This window comes from Qipengyuania aestuarii (assembly GCF_019711535.1).
Classification (GTDB): Bacteria; Pseudomonadota; Alphaproteobacteria; order Sphingomonadales; family Sphingomonadaceae; genus Qipengyuania; species Qipengyuania aestuarii.
This window is the reverse complement of the sequence record NZ_JAIGNP010000001.1, coordinates 834,246-848,669: the sequence shown is the minus strand read 5'-3', so window position 1 is coordinate 848,669 and position 14,424 is coordinate 834,246. Positions and strand designations below refer to the sequence as shown.

The window sequence follows — 14,424 nt, the reverse complement described above, 5'->3', positions numbered from 1 at the left end:
TTGGGTTTGCACCATTGTTTAGGTTAGCGGCGCTCGAGCGGATCGGCGGGCCGACTTTCCAGATTGCGGTGAATAACCGTGGGCGAAAATCCGGCCTCGCGCAAGACCTGTGCCGCTGCTTCCGCACTGAAGACGGACCTGTGTCTCCCTCCGGTACAGCCGAAACCGATGTTGAGGTAGCTTCGATCCTGCGCTGCATAGCGAGGAAGCAATTCGAGTAGCGTATTGCAAATGCTATTGAATGCCGGGTCGAACGCGGGATCCTGGCGGATATGGTCGGCTACCTGCTCATCGAGACCGGTCAGGTCGCGCAATCCGCTAATCCAGTGTGGATTATCGAGAAAGCGCATATCGAACAGCAAATCTGCCAAGGGTGGCATGCCACGGGAGAATCCGAAGCTCGTTACCGTGACAGTCATTTCCTGCGCATCTTTCTTGCCGAATCTTTCGCGGATGACTTGCTGGAGCTGATTGGTTGAATATGCGCTGGTATCGACAAGCGTCTCGGCCCACTTGCGTAGCGGTTCGAGAAGGCTGCGTTCATCACTGATCCCGTCTGCCACCTGCCGCTCGCGAGCCATTGGATGTGGCCTTCGGGTTTCGTTGTAGCGGCGCTGCAATTCGCTGTCGGAACAGTCGATGAAAAGCGTCGTGAGACTGACCCCGTCGCGCGAAGCCAGCGCCTCGCATTCGCGGATGATATCGGTCGGAGCGAATCCTCTTGTGCGCGAATCAAGACCGATCGCGATCGGTGTCGGAGATTCGCCGTACGTCTCGAGGAGATTAGCCAGCAGACGAAGAGGGAAGTTGTCGAGCGTTTCCCACCCGAGATCCTCGAGGACCTGAAGGACAGTCGATTTGCCCGCACCGGACATACCGGTGACCAGCAGGATTGGCTGGCTATCTCCGGTCATTGCTGCTCGACCGCGGCGACTGCCTTCGCAGCGTTCGGGAGCGGGAGGCCATGCTTCACAAGGGCGAATTCGGCGCGCAGCGCTTGCGTCGCATCACCAGGGCGAAAAAGCAGGACAGGTACTGGTGCGCCCCCAAGTGTCGTCGTTGCAAGTTCCATCGGATAACGCGGCGCCAGGGTGGTCAATTGCAGCACGAGGGAAACGGGAGCATCGCAGGGGTCAAATTCGATCAAGCCGACATTTCGAACCTCGAGCAAACCGCGGGTGGTCTTTGGCGGACAGGCGAGTGGAAAACCCTGTTCATCATCGATAATCAGACCATCATCGCCGATTAAGGTGGCTCCGCGGTCAATGAGGGCCAGGGCAAGTGAGGATTTGCCGGCTCCGGGTTCGCCCGCAATGAGGAGGCCCCGTCCATCGATGGCCACAGCGGTGACATTGGGAAGTTTGGTTTTCATTTGTCCAACGCAGGCAGGCTGAGAACGAAACATGCGCCGCGGTCGCCATCAGCGCGGTCTTCGACATGCAAGGTGCCTTCATGTGCTTCCGCGATGGTGCGTCCAATCGCGAGACCGAGCCCGGAATGATTGCCGAAATCTTCGCCTTCGGGGCGATCCGAGTGGAACCGTTCGAACACTTTTTCTCGCTTCTCCTCGGGGATGCCCGGGCCTTCGTCGCACACGGTAAGGACTACGCGCCCTTCGCGCCGGACAAGGCGCGCGTCAATAGAGCCTCCGATAGGGGAGAAAGAGACGGCGTTATCGAGCAAATTTTCCATTATACGTTCCAGCCTTAAGCCGACGCCGTTAACGACCAGCTTACTTTCGTCGGCGGTCACGGTGACATTGCGCCCCTCGTTCTCGCCGCGCTCTTCACGGCTGGCGGCAACATTGCGCAGCAACTCCGCCATGTCCACCCGTTCGAATTCGGTACGAGACATTTCCGCATCGATCCGACTGGCGTCCGAAATTTCGGTGACCAGACGATCTATCCGCCGCACGTCATGGACTGCGATATCGAGTAATTGGCTCCGCAGATCGGGATCCTCCACCTTACCCAGAGATTCCGTTGCGCTGCGGAGGCTGGCGAGCGGATTCTTGATCTCATGCGCTACGTCGGCGGCGAAACTTTCCACCGCATCAATGCGGTGCCGCAAGGCGGCGGTCATGTCGGAGACGGCGCGCGCCAGCATGCCGATCTCGTCACGCCGATCGGGTAGGCGGGGAACTTCCACCTGCCGATCACGGCCCTGCCGCACGCGCACGGCCGCCTGCACAAGTTCACGAAGTGGCCTTACGATTGTCTGCGCCAGGAAAAAGCTGAGCAGGGTGGAAACGAGGAGGAATAGCAGGACGATCATCGCCACTGTCGTGCGTGCTTCCCGCACACTCTGGGTAATGTCGACCGGGTTGCGCGTGATGAGCAGCGTGTCCCCATCAAGGCCGACAGGGGCTGCGGCGTTGATAACATGCGTACCGTCGGGCGCGTCGCGAAGGACGATCTGCGTGAGGCTTTCTTCCCGCGCACGAACGAGCTCCGGCCACGCATCTACACTGTCGGATACCGGTTCACGATAGTCGGGCAGGGCAGGTGCCCCGACGACCCGATCGAACCAGCGGTCCGTGCGCAGGGCGAAATCGGTCTGGTCGACGTCTGCCGGATCCGGCAGTTCGAAACTCGGCGGGGCAAGCTGAAAACTGTCGGATTCCAGCTTGCCTTCGGCATCGTAGACCCTGATGCGAAGCCGCTGTTCCTTGCCAATCTGGATCAGGAGGGCTTCCTGACGCTTTGGCGTGGCGCCAGCGAGTGCTTCTGCCGTAATCTGCGCTTCGACCAGAGCCAGTTTGAACCGCTCGTCGAGCAGCTGCGTCCGATAGCTGTCGAGATAGAGGACGCCGCCGCCCAGCAGAACCAGTGGCAATACATTTACGAACAGAATGCGGCTTGTAAGGGTCAGACGCCGCGACCACCGCAGCTTGTCCAGCCTCGGATCGCCCCGAAGGACGCTCTTTCTCTCAGCCATCGCTGAAGCTGTAGCCAGCACCGTACAGCGTTTCGATGGCAGAGAATTCATTATCCACGCTGCGGAATTTGCGCCGCATACGTTTGATATGACTGTCCACCGTCCGGTCGTCGACAAAGACATCATCCGGATAGGCCGCGTCCATCAACTGATTCCGGCTTTTGATTACCCCGGGGTGCGAGGCGAGAGCCTCGAGAAGCAGGAATTCAGTTACTGTAAGCGACACGGGTTTCTCGTCCCACGTCACGTGATGGCGGGCAGGGTCCATCCGCAGCCGGCCGCGCTCGATGATCTCGGCCGGTTTTTCGCCTGGCTCGATCGGAATCGGGCGCCGAGCGTCCGAGCGCCTGAGGATCGCCCGGATTCGAGCGAGCAGCAGCCGCAAGCTGAACGGCTTGGCGATATAATCGTCCGCGCCCATCTGCAGGCCAGCTTCCTCGTCCTGCTCGTCATCCTTGCTGGTGAGGAAAATAACCGGAAGCGGGGATTGCTCACGCAGACGACGGAGCAGTTCCATGCCGTCCATCTTGGGCATCTTGATATCGAAGATGGCAAGGTCGGGCGGATTGCCCAGCAGAGCGGACAGCGCCGCCTCGCCATCCGAGTACACGCGTGTCGCAAAGCCTTCTGCCTGCAGCGCGATCGAAACCGTCGTGAGAATGTTGCGATCGTCGTCGACCAGGGCGATGACGGTGCGATCGTCTTCCGGCGGCGACGTGCCGTGGCTGGCTTCAGTTTGCATAGTTGGAGCGGTTACCGCAGTTCGACAGGCAAGACAACGTGCCCTGGCGGACTGTGAGATTAAACTGCTTGGGTTGATTTGACGTGAAGGCGCACTGCGAGTAATGGCAGCGGCAAGGGCGGCGCATTCGTATGCGCCGACGATTCCCGTTACGTGACCGCCTCTTTTGCGCCGGAGATTTCAGTGACCACCGAGCTTTCCCACTCGCTTGCCGCGCAGGGCATCGAGACCGCTGCAACCATTCACGCCAACCTGACAGCGGAGGAACTGACCTCCGTCGCTTTGGAGCGGGGAGAGGGTCGGCGCGCAAAGCATGGTCCGCTGGTCGTCGAAACTGGTAAGCACACGGGTCGTAGCGCGAAGGATAAGTTCATCGTCCGCAATGCGGAAACGGAAGACACCGTCTGGTGGGACAACAACGCTTCGATGACGCCGGAGCATTTTGCTGCGTTGAAGCAGGATTTCATGGCTGCCTTGGCCGACAAGTCCGACCTGTTCGTGGCCGATCTTTTCGGAGGCTCGCAGCCCGAATACCGGGTCAATGTACGGGTCATCAACGAGCTTGCTTGGCATAACCAATTCATCCGCACGTTGCTGGTGCGCCCGACCGCGGAAGAACTTAAAGGGTTCACGCCAGAATACACCATCATCGACCTTCCTGGCTTCAAGGCCGATCCAGAGCGGCATGGCACCCGCAGCGAGACGGTGATCGCGGTTAATCTCGAAGAAAAGCTGATACTTGTCGGCGGCACCAAGTATGCCGGTGAAATGAAGAAGAGCGTTTTCGGCGTACTCAACTATCTGCTGCCGCCAAAGGGCGTCATGCCAATGCATTGCTCGGCGAATATCGGACCGGACGGGAAGAGCGCTGTGTTTTTCGGACTTTCCGGTACGGGAAAGACTACTCTTTCGGCTGATGCCAGCCGCACGCTGATCGGTGACGATGAGCATGGCTGGTCGGACACGGCGGTCTTCAACTTCGAAGGCGGCTGCTATGCCAAGATGATCCGCCTCGACCCGGAGAGCGAACCGGAAATATATGCCACTACCCGCATGGAGGGTACGGTCCTCGAAAACGTGGTAATGGATGAGAATGGCGAGGTCGATCTCGACGACAACAGCCTCGCTGAAAACACCCGCGGTGCTTATCCGCTGTCCTCCATCCCCAATACCAGCGATGATAATCTAGGCCCACCGCCATCGAATGTCATCATGCTGACCGCCGACGCATTCGGCGTGCTGCCTCCGATTGCGCGTCTCACGCCCGATCAGGCGATGTATCACTTCCTATCGGGCTACACCGCCAAGGTCGCGGGAACGGAAATCGGCGTGACCGAGCCGACTGCCACTTTCAGCACCTGTTTCGGCGCACCGTTCATGCCCCGCCATCCGAGCGTCTACGGCAACCTTCTCAAGAAACGCATTGCCGAGGGCGGCGCACAATGCTGGCTGGTCAACACCGGCTGGACCGGAGGCAAGTACGGCACAGGTAGCCGCATGCCCATCAAGGCGACGCGCGCATTGCTCAACGCTGCACTGGACGGGTCGTTGAACGACGCCGAATTCCGCAAGGATCCGAATTTCGGGTTCGAAGTGCCCGTGAGCGTGCCTAGTGTCGATAGCGAAATCCTTGACCCGCGCTCGACTTGGGACGACAAGGAAGAATACGATCGCACTGCCACCAAGCTGGTGCACCTTTTCGTAGACAATTTTGAACCCTTTGCCGCCCATGTCGATCAGGGCGTGCGTGACGCGGCTCCTGCAGCCGCCTGATCAAATAGCCTCTTTTGAGGCAAAGAGTTGGAGAGGAGACCCCCGGCCGCACTTCGGTGTGGACCGGGGGTTTTAAATTGGCGATCGCGTTGGGGACTCTAGAAGTCCGGTGAAATCTTCCTTGGCGGCTTCAGCTTGCGGCAAGGGACTAAAAGGCACATTCTCACCCGATGCTGCTTCGAAAGACATTTTCCGCACTTTTGCTTTCGCTCTCCATGCCATTCGCGGCGACGGCGCAGGAAGCATCACCGGAGGTCGCCGTAGCCCCCTATGCGGGACCAACTGTATATCAAGCCGAAGTGGTTGCGCGGTATCCGCATGATAAGGACGCCTTCACGCAGGGGCTGCTGTGGCACGATGGTGCCCTCTTCGAGAGCACTGGACAGGAAGGCAGGTCCGTCGTGCGCAAAGTCGACCTCAGTTCCGGAAAGACGATTGGCGAGAGCGCTATTCCCGCCGACCAGTTTGGTGAGGGGCTTGCGTTGTGGGAAGGCGCATTGATCAGCCTGACGTGGCGCGACGGCGTGATTCATCGCTGGGATGCCGATACGCTCGCACACGTTTCTAGCCGCTCGGACTATCCGCTGGACGGGTGGGGTCTGACCTCTGCGGAAGAAGGGCTGATCCATTCGGACGGCAGCGATATTTTACGGGTCCTCGATCCTGAAACCTACGAAGTGCGACGGAGCGTAAGCGTGACATTGAACGGGCGTCCTCTCAGGCGACTTAACGAGCTTGAGATGATTGACGGTTTGGTGTTTGCCAACGTCTGGATGACACCGTTCATCGTTGCCATCGATCCGGCCGATGGCGTGGTGCGGAAGCTCATCGACCTGCGGGCGATCGTTCAGACCATATCACCGACCGATAGCGACGCGGTCCTGAACGGGATCGCCTGGGATGCAGAGAACAAGAGACTTTTCGTGACGGGAAAGCTCTGGCCGTCTCTTTTTGAAATTCGCCTTGTGGAAACGAATGCAAGTGTGGGCTGACCGTTAGTGTAGTATAGCCCTGCAACACATTTCTTTGGAGCGGAAGATGAAGACATTCGGATTGCTGCCGGCGGTCGCCGCGTTGGCCTTGCTTGGTTGCGGAGGTGGCGAAGGCTCGGCCCCTCCACCCATTAGCGGACCGGCTCCATCGCCTGCGCCCAGCCCAACTCCGACACCCAGCCCCACGCCGACCCCGACCAGTTTCGACACGCTTGTCTTCGAAGAACAGTTTGCCACAGGCACGCTTGATCGCAGTGTCTGGAATATCGAGGGTCCTTCGTTCTGGGTCAACAATGAGCAGCAGGCCTATGTCGATTCGGAGGAAACGATCGCCCTTTCTTCCATCGCCGACGCCGATGACGGCAACGCGCTGGTCCTGCGCGCGCGGTACCAGCCGGGCTATGTGACCCCGTCCGGCCGCCGTGTCGATTTCCTTTCGGGCCGGATCGATACCGCCAACAAGGTCAACGTAACCTATGGCCGCGTTGAAGCTCGCATCCGCATGCCGCGCGCCCAAGGAGTGTGGCCTGCTTTTTGGATGCTTGGCTATGGCGATTGGCCCGATGCCGGTGAAACCGACATCATGGAATATATCGGCGAAGCAGGCTGGACCAGTTCATCGCTGCATGGTCCCGGCTATTCGGCAGGGGGCAATATCGGAGAACGTCAATTTTTCCCAGCCGGCCAGAGCGAGGAGGAGTGGCACGTCTACGCCGTCGAGCGCCGCCCCGACGATATCCGCTTTTTCGTGGATGACCGCGAATTCCTCAAGATCACGCGGGCCAAGGTCGAAGAGAAGGGCCAGTGGCGTTTCGACCGCGAACAATTTCTGATCCTGAACCTGGCGCTGGGCGGCGAGTATCCGCGTGGCTACAACAATGTGACCTCGCCCTATTACGGCCTTCCTGCGTCCACCGTGGACGCAATCAAAGACGATCGGATCGCTGTCGAGGTCGACTGGGTGCGCGTCTACGAATAGGCGTTCGCACCCCGGCGCACTGGTCAGCTCCTCGTCTGGGCGATGTATCTGCTGATATTGTGCTCCATCACGTCCATCGGTGCGTTCCCCCCAAGGACGACTGCATCGTTGAATGCCTTGAAGTCGTAAGCGCCGCCCAGCTGCGCCTGTGCCCGCGCTCGCTGCGCGACTATGCGGCTGTGGCCCAGTTTGTAACCGGTCGCCTGGCCGGGCCAGCTGCAATAGCGATCAACCTCGCTCTGCACCTCTTCCGGCTTGGAACCGTTGCGTTGGATGAAGAACTGGCGTCCCTGTTCGCGGGTCCACCCCTTCGCGTGGAGGCCCGTGTCGACCACCATACGGCAGGCACGGAAGGCGAGGGACTGGAGATAGCCCAACTGTCCGACTTCGAAACCGTCATAGGCTCCCAACTCATCCGCAAGTTGTTCGCCATATAGCGCCCAGCCTTCGCTAAATGGGTTGAAAGCGAGTATCGAGCGGATCAGCGGCAGGCGGTTGGAATATTCCCCCTCCCAGACATGGCCGGGGATGGTTTCGTGATAGGTCAGGTCCGCGAGGTCGTATTTGCGATGAAGGTCGGTCGTGCGTAGATTGATCCAGAACCGGCCCGGGATCGTGCCGTCCTTGCTGCCTGCGCCGCCATATGCGCCCGGTGCGCCGGCTTCTTCGGCCACAGGAATGCGGACAACTTCCAGATTGGGATCGACCAGCGTGTTGAAGGCGCGCGGCATCTGGGCGCGGATCCAATCCACGCGTTCTTCGATGAACTCCATTATCTGCGCGCGTCCGGCATCGCCCTCGGCGAATTTGTAGCGGGGGTCGTCGGCCAAGGCGCTCATGCGATCGCCCACACTGCCGTCGGTGTAGCCGATCTTGCGCAGGATCGGATCCATGCGGGCATGCAAGGCTTCTAGCTCTTCGAGACCTTGCTCATGCACCTCATCGGGGCTGAGCGTGGTGGTCGTGCTGTTGCGGAGCGCCCAGGCGTAGAATTCTTCGCCATATGGCCGGGCGGAAATGCCCGGCGCCGATGTCGCGACTGCCCTTTCCGCCTTGAGTTCGGCCAGCTGCCGGCCAAGAGCTTCGGCAATCGGGCCTTGTTCGAGGACGAGTGCCTGCTGGGCACGGATCTCTGGCAAGCCCTTTGCAGCTAGCTTGGCGCGAAGATCGGCGGCAAACAGTTCGCCCTTTCCAGCACTGTCGATGGTCTGTTCCATCTGGCGGATCGTCTTGTCGAGGAGGAAGTCGGGCGGGACCACGCCCATCTTGCGGGCCGATTGGATACGGGCCAATTCTCCGTCGAAGGTGGCGGGTGCCTGCTTCAGCCGTTCGACATAGGCATCCGCATCGGCGGCGGTCTCCACCATGTGGGTGGACTGCATGAAGCGCGGCATGCCGATGTATTCGCCGACATTCTGGATCACGACATAGGGTGCCGTGCGCCAGTTGCCGACGGGCGTATCGCCATAGGGGAGGGCGAAGCCGTCTAGCGCCAGCTCATAGGCGCTCTGGACGACTTCGAGATTGGTCACCGTGGTGCTGTCGAGGCCATCGCGCGGGAAGGCGCGGACGCGGTCGAGATCGGTCTTCAGCGTGGCGGCGTAGGCGCGCTGGCCGGCGGGAGACTGATCCTCCAGCCTGCTGCGAAGATAGCTATATTCACCCATATCGACACCGAGGCCGGTGGCGCGTTCGGGTTCGTGCTGGAGGAGGTTGTAGGCGACGCTTTCGAGCAGCTGGTCGGCCGTCTGGCCGCTTACGGGCCGGGGGACCGTGGCGCATCCGCCGAGGGTGAGGGCAGTGGTGGCGCCAAGTCCGGCGAGGAGCTGGCGGCGGGTCGTGTCGAAGGTCGGTGTCGTCATGCGAGGAGCATGTGCGCCCCTCGCATAACCAAGTCAAATCAATCGAGAAATTCCGCCGGAACCTTGCCGCCATTGGCCGACAGTTCGCGCATGGTCCGCTTGTGCAGCCAGACGTTGTCCTCGGCGCTGCCGGAATAGTCCGGGCGGCCAAGCTCATGGGCCAGCGCCTTGCGGTTTTCATAGGAGGAATCGACGCCGATCAGCTTCATCAGATCGACGATGGAGGTCCGCCAGTTCAGGCGGTCGGCACCGGGCATGGAATCGAGACTGTTCTCGACATCGACGACCGGGGCCGCCTTGGGCTGCGTGACGGGCGCGTCGGCCCAGGCATTGCCCGTCTTGGTTTCGACCGGCGGAGCGTCCTGCGCCTTTGCCTGCTTGCCGAAGATCGCGTCCTTGATGCTGCTGAAAATGCCCATTTGAATATGCTCCGTAAAACGGCTGGCGGCGGAATGCCGCATGCTTGCCGGATCAACGGACCTCCGCAGCGCGCGTTCCGGTGGATTGCGCGAATCGCGCCATGCCCGCTAGGCAGCAGTCATGCTGGATCTCGTGCTTTCGATCGTCGTTCTTGCCGCCATCGCCTTGCTGGCGGGCGCGTACTTCCTGTGGCGGCGTACGGGCAATGCGAAGAACGCCGCCCTGATGGTGGTGCTGGCGTTCATCGCGCTGATCAATGTGGCGATCTGGACGGTACCCACCACAGACGGCGAAGCCCCGCTCGACAAGGTCGAACGAGGCTCGCGCTAATTGTGTCGGAAGCGGCGGATTACCGGGGCAATTGCCACCTTACCGACGAGACGAACTTTCCAGCGACCGGTTCGCCATTCAAACCACGGGCAGGTTCGAATTTCGCACGCTGGGTGACCAGCGAGCAGGTCGCCTGGTCCAGTTCGGAATGCCCGGTCGAGCCCAGGATGCGGCAGCCGGTCACGGCCCCGGTCCTGGAGATGTCCAGCTGGAATTTCGCGTCGCCGGTCAGCTCGCGCCGGGCCCAGCTCGATTTGTAATCGCGATCGGTCAGCCATCGGCCTGGATCGTTGCGCGGCTTGGCGCCGACGGGATCGAAGGTAGGGACCGGCGCCGGAGGGGCGGGTATGGATAGCTCCTCCTGCTTGGGAAGCGGCACCGGCGGCCGGGGGATATCCAGGATCGTGGTCGTCGTTTGAGATGTCGATTTCTGATCGCTGAGCTCGACTTTGGGATCCGGCACCGTGACCGGAGGGTCTGACTGAACCTTTGGTTCGGCGGTGGTCTCCGGTTCCGGCAGTGGCTCCGGTTCGGGCAAGGGCGGGGGGACCGTCGGGATATCGAAAGTATCGATGATCTCGCCCGGTTCCGCGACACCTGTGGCCACCGACAATCCCGCAATTACCAGCGCACCGATCGCGGCCTGCGTGACTATGGCACCGGCCAGCCCGGCTGGCGAAGGCCCCTGTTTCTGATCGACATATGCCATTTGATGCCTCCTCTTCCTCTGCAACCCATGACTCGGCAATGTTACAACATTACCATATAAAGACAAGTCTTTGTTGGATTGCGTCTCAGCGAGAGATCTCAGGGCAATAAAAAGGGCCCCGGAAGGGCCCTTTTTAATTACTTGGAAAAGGATCGCATTATCACGTGATCGGGCAGGCCGGGTCGAGGCGGAAGTCGAGATAATTGTCGACCGACTTCATCAGCTCTTCCTGCTCGTTTTCGAAGAAGTGATTGGCGCGCGGGATCTCTTCGTGATGCACGGTGATGTGCTTCTGGGTGCGCAGCTTTTCCACCAGCTTGGTAACCGCATTCGGCTGAACGACGGTGTCCTGCGCACCGTGGATGAAGATACCGGAAGCGGGGCAGGGCGCCAGGAACGAGAAATCATACATGCTGGCCGGCGCACCGATCGACAGCCAACCACGGATTTCCGGACGACGCATCAGCAGCTGCATACCGATCAGGGCGCCGAAGCTGACGCCTGCAATCCAGGTCACCTGCGCTTCGGGATGGACCTGCTGGACCCAGTCGAGCGCGGATGCCGCATCGGACAATTCGCCCACGCCATTGTCGAAGCTGCCCTGGCTGCGGCCGACGCCGCGGAAGTTGAAGCGCAGGGTAGCGAAGCCCCGGTTCACGAAGGTCTTGTACAGACGCTGCGTGATCTGTTCGTTCATCGTGCCGCCGCCCTGCGGGTGCGGATGAAGGATCATCGCCACGGGGGCACGGGGCCGGGGGGCAGGAGAGAAGCGGCCTTCTAGACGGCCTTCGGGGCCGGGAAAAATCACGGTAGGCATGAAGGTGAAAGTACCTTGGCAGAAATTTTCGGGGCGCTGATCCCGAGAAGGGCTTTGCGCGGGGTCGCGGGCTATATAGTGTTTACCACCGAAATCGCAATAAATTCGAGCATGACCCGTCAATAACCGTATCTATCTCGACCATGCCGCAACCACGTCGCTGCGCCCCGAAGCGCGGGCGGCGATGGACGAAGGCTTTGCCCGCTGGGCCAATCCCAGCAGTCCGCACGCCGAAGGCCGAAAGGCCCGCGCCGCGCTGGAGGATGCGCGCGAGCGGGTGAAACGCGCGCTCGGCTGGGAGGGGGAAGTGATCTTCACCTCCGGCGCGAGCGAGGCGGCGGCGCTGGCGCTCGGCCATGCCAGGGCCGGAGCCCGGCTGGTTTCTGCGATTGAGCATGACGCCGTGCTGAAGGCCGCGCCCGAGGCCGAACGGCTGTTCGTCAAGGCCGACGGTGCGCTCGATCTGGAATTGCTGGCCGAAGCCGTCCAGCGCGAACGCCCGCTGGTGGCGGTGCAGCAGATCAATTCGGAAACCGGCAATCGGCAGGATATGGCGGCCATCGCCGAAATCGTGCGCGATGCGGGCGGCATGGTGGTGGCCGATTGCGCCCAGTCCGCCGGCAAGCTCGCGCTGCCGGATTGCGAGATGGCGATCGTTTCGGCGCACAAGTTCGGCGGTCCGATCGGGATCGGTGCCCTGCTGGTCAAGGATTTCGCCATGCTCGATCCCGCCGGCGGGCAGGAGCGCGGCTATCGGCGCGGGACGGAGAATATGCCCGGCGCGCTGGGTATGGCGGCGGCGCTGGAGGCTTGCGGCGAGCGCTATATCGATCCGGCCATTCTCGCGCCGCTCGATGCCCTTGCGCAGGCATGCCGCGACATGGGCGGCACCTGGCTTTCCGACCGGCTGTCCAGCCCCACGCCGTTCGTTCGCGCGATTGCGATGCCCGCGATGAGCGGCAGTGCGCAGGTCATGCGGTTCGACATGGCAGGAATCGCGGTAAGCCAGGGCTCGGCCTGTTCGTCGGGCACGATGAAGACCAGCCATGTGCTGCAGGGGATGCAGGTGGAGCCCGAAATCGCCGACCGCACGATCCGCGCCAGTTTCGGCTGGACCACCACGCGCGAGGAAGTGGAACGCTTCTGCGAGGTATGGCTTGATTTGGCGAAACAGTAGTGTCCGTTCGTGCTGACCCTGTCGAAGCACCGTTGTTCTTTTTGACTGGCGCGGCACCCGAAGCGAGTACGGCCGTAGGGCGTTTGCCCACCTGCGGTTCCGACAAGCTCAGGGCGAACGGATAGGGACGTTTGCGCACCGATGATTTATCTCGACTATCAGGCCACCACCCCGCTCGCTCCCGAAGCGCGCGATGCCATGCTGCGCTGGCTAGACGGGCCGGGCGGAACCGGTTTCGGCAATCCCCATTCTCCGCACAAGATGGGCCGCCAGGCAAAGGCGGCGATCGAATTTGCTCGCGATCAGGTCGCCGCGCTATTTCCCGCCGGGGGCAGGGTGATCTTTACCAGCGGAGCGACCGAAGCCATCAATCTCGCCATTCGCGGCAGCGGGACAGGCGGGACGGTTTCGGTTTCGGCCATCGAACATGCCGCGGTGCTGGACACGGCGCGCGATCTGGGCGCGTGCCACGTCCTCAATGTCGCCAAGAACGGACAGTGCAATACCAAGCAGGATCTGCCGCAGGATACGCGCCTCGTCTGCCTGATGCAGGTCAATAACGAGATCGGGACGATCCAGCCGACCGTCGAATGGCACCGCAAGGCGAAGGGAAACAACGCATTGTATTTCTGCGATGCGGTGCAGGCCTATGGCAAGATCGAAGTGACCGGCGCCGACATGATCGCCATCAGCGCGCACAAGTTCCACGGCCCCAAGGGCGTGGGCGCGCTATGGGTGCGCAACGGGGTGGACCTTTCGGAGGTTCAGACCGGCGGCGGGCAGGAATTCGGCTTGCGGTCGGGCACGCTGTCGCCGGCACTGATCGCCGGCATGGGCGCGGCGGCGGCCGAGGCGAAGGACCGGATGGAGCAGGATGCCGAACACGTGCAGAAGTTGTGGAAACGCGCGACCGAAATATTCGAAGGCTGGGAGCTGAACGGCAGCGCCGAAGCGCGTTATCACGGCAATCTCAACATCCGTCCGCGCGGGCCCAATGGCGGCGGGCTGGATGTGAACCGGCTGATGAGCGAATGCCGCAATGTGATGTTTTCCGCCGGCTCGGCCTGTGCCAGCGGATCGGGCCGGACCAGCCATGTGCTGGAGGCCATCGGCCTGCCCCAGAAGCTGGCGAAATGTTCGATCCGGCTGGGGTTCGGGCGCTACACCACGCTCGAGGAAATCGAGGAAGCGGGCCGGACCATCAACGAGGCAGCAAAGGCGCAAGGGTCACTATGAAGGTTCATTTCATCACGTCGGACGACCAGCGCGTGGACGCCGAGGGCGCTGACGGAGACAGCCTGCTCCGGATCGCGCAGGCTGCGGGCATGCCGCTGGAGGGGACCTGCGAAGGGCAGATGGCCTGTTCCACCTGCCATGTCATCGTCGCCAGCGAATGGTTTGATCGTCTGCCGCAAGCGAGCGAAGAGGAAGAGGACATGCTGGACCTTGCCGCCGGCGCCCGCCGGACCAGCCGCCTGTCCTGCCAGATCGTCCTGCGCGAAGAACTCGACGGGCTGACGGTGACCATCCCGGTCGAAAGCCATGACATGTCGCGCTAGGCAAAATCCACCGCGCCGAAGTAATCCTGCCGCGGTTTCATAAGTGCCTAGCGAGTTCACGGAATTTCAATCAGCGGAGAGGTAGCGCGCGCCCGAACAATACAGAACAACACAGGTAGTTCGGGTC

At 61.3% G+C, this 14,424-nt stretch carries 15 protein-coding genes; 7 read left to right on the top strand and 8 right to left on the bottom strand.

All coding sequences use genetic code 11. The features are described 5' to 3' along the window. Positions 1-23: 23 nt before the first annotated feature. The 4 genes from rapZ to K3175_RS04240 are packed head-to-tail and all read right to left on the bottom strand — an operon-like array spanning position 24 to position 3,679. Positions 24-914 carry an RNase adapter RapZ gene (rapZ, locus tag K3175_RS04255; RefSeq protein ID WP_221542090.1) on the bottom strand — a complete coding sequence of 297 codons (891 nt, stop codon included), beginning with the start codon at positions 912-914 and terminating at the stop codon, positions 24-26. After that, the gene (locus K3175_RS04250; RefSeq protein WP_221542089.1) at positions 911-1,372 is read right to left on the bottom strand and encodes an HPr kinase/phosphorylase; all 462 of its coding nucleotides are present in this window, start codon (positions 1,370-1,372) and stop codon (positions 911-913) included. The genes rapZ and K3175_RS04250 overlap by 4 nt, the downstream gene beginning before the upstream one ends. Next, positions 1,369-2,937, bottom strand: coding sequence for a sensor histidine kinase (locus tag K3175_RS04245; RefSeq protein WP_221542088.1), 1,569 nt, complete (start codon positions 2,935-2,937; stop codon positions 1,369-1,371). The genes K3175_RS04250 and K3175_RS04245 overlap by 4 nt, the downstream gene beginning before the upstream one ends. After that, positions 2,930-3,679: a response regulator transcription factor gene (locus K3175_RS04240; protein ID WP_221542087.1), complete on the bottom strand. Its 750-nt coding sequence runs from the start codon at positions 3,677-3,679 to the stop codon at positions 2,930-2,932. Before K3175_RS04240 ends, K3175_RS04245 begins: the two co-directional genes overlap by 8 nt. A 183-nt stretch (positions 3,680-3,862) precedes the next feature. Here K3175_RS04240 and K3175_RS04235 point away from each other — a divergent pair, with 183 nt between their 5' ends. From K3175_RS04235 to K3175_RS04225, 3 genes are all read left to right on the top strand, one after another. Beyond that, positions 3,863-5,452 (top strand): phosphoenolpyruvate carboxykinase, encoded by a 1,590-nt coding sequence (locus K3175_RS04235; protein WP_221542086.1) that lies wholly within the window; start codon positions 3,863-3,865, stop codon positions 5,450-5,452. Between the two features lie 170 nt (positions 5,453-5,622). Further along, positions 5,623-6,444: a glutaminyl-peptide cyclotransferase gene (locus tag K3175_RS04230; RefSeq protein ID WP_221542085.1), complete on the top strand. Its 822-nt coding sequence runs from the start codon at positions 5,623-5,625 to the stop codon at positions 6,442-6,444. Positions 6,445-6,490: 46 nt separating this feature from the next. Next, positions 6,491-7,423: a glycoside hydrolase family 16 protein gene (locus K3175_RS04225; RefSeq protein WP_221542084.1), complete on the top strand. Its 933-nt coding sequence runs from the start codon at positions 6,491-6,493 to the stop codon at positions 7,421-7,423. Positions 7,424-7,446: 23 nt separating this feature from the next. Here the strand turns inward: K3175_RS04225 and K3175_RS04220 are convergent, their stop codons facing one another. Both K3175_RS04220 and K3175_RS04215 read right to left on the bottom strand, forming a co-directional pair. Next, positions 7,447-9,285, bottom strand: a complete 1,839-nt coding sequence (locus K3175_RS04220) for a DUF885 domain-containing protein (protein ID WP_221542083.1) — start codon at positions 9,283-9,285, stop codon at positions 7,447-7,449. A 38-nt stretch (positions 9,286-9,323) separates the two neighbouring features. Continuing rightward, positions 9,324-9,704 carry a DUF3597 domain-containing protein gene (locus K3175_RS04215; protein WP_221542082.1) on the bottom strand — a complete coding sequence of 127 codons (381 nt, stop codon included), beginning with the start codon at positions 9,702-9,704 and terminating at the stop codon, positions 9,324-9,326. 121 nt (positions 9,705-9,825) lie between these two features. Between K3175_RS04215 and K3175_RS04210 the strand changes: the two genes are divergently transcribed. After that, entirely contained in the window at positions 9,826-10,035 is a 210-nt protein-coding gene (locus K3175_RS04210; protein ID WP_221542081.1) for a hypothetical protein, read from the top strand. 19 nt (positions 10,036-10,054) lie between these two features. On the opposite strand, the gene K3175_RS04205 is transcribed toward K3175_RS04210, so the two are convergent. Next, positions 10,055-10,744 carry an energy transducer TonB gene (locus tag K3175_RS04205; RefSeq protein ID WP_221542080.1) on the bottom strand — a complete coding sequence of 230 codons (690 nt, stop codon included), beginning with the start codon at positions 10,742-10,744 and terminating at the stop codon, positions 10,055-10,057. A gap of 160 nt (positions 10,745-10,904) precedes the next feature. Beyond that, on the bottom strand, positions 10,905-11,561 hold the full coding sequence (locus K3175_RS04200; protein WP_221542079.1) for an alpha/beta hydrolase: 657 nt from the start codon (positions 11,559-11,561) through the stop codon (positions 10,905-10,907). Between the two features lie 130 nt (positions 11,562-11,691). On the opposite strand from K3175_RS04200, the gene K3175_RS04195 reads away from it, so the two are divergent. The 3 genes from K3175_RS04195 (at position 11,692) to K3175_RS04185 (ending at position 14,297) form a co-directional block, all read left to right on the top strand. Continuing rightward, positions 11,692-12,738: a cysteine desulfurase family protein gene (locus K3175_RS04195; RefSeq protein WP_221542353.1), complete on the top strand. Its 1,047-nt coding sequence runs from the start codon at positions 11,692-11,694 to the stop codon at positions 12,736-12,738. 141 nt (positions 12,739-12,879) lie between these two features. Continuing rightward, positions 12,880-13,974: a cysteine desulfurase family protein gene (locus tag K3175_RS04190; protein WP_221542078.1), complete on the top strand. Its 1,095-nt coding sequence runs from the start codon at positions 12,880-12,882 to the stop codon at positions 13,972-13,974. After that, entirely contained in the window at positions 13,971-14,297 is a 327-nt protein-coding gene (locus K3175_RS04185) for a 2Fe-2S iron-sulfur cluster-binding protein (protein ID WP_221542077.1), read from the top strand. The genes K3175_RS04190 and K3175_RS04185 overlap by 4 nt, the downstream gene beginning before the upstream one ends. Positions 14,298-14,424 lie beyond the last annotated feature (127 nt).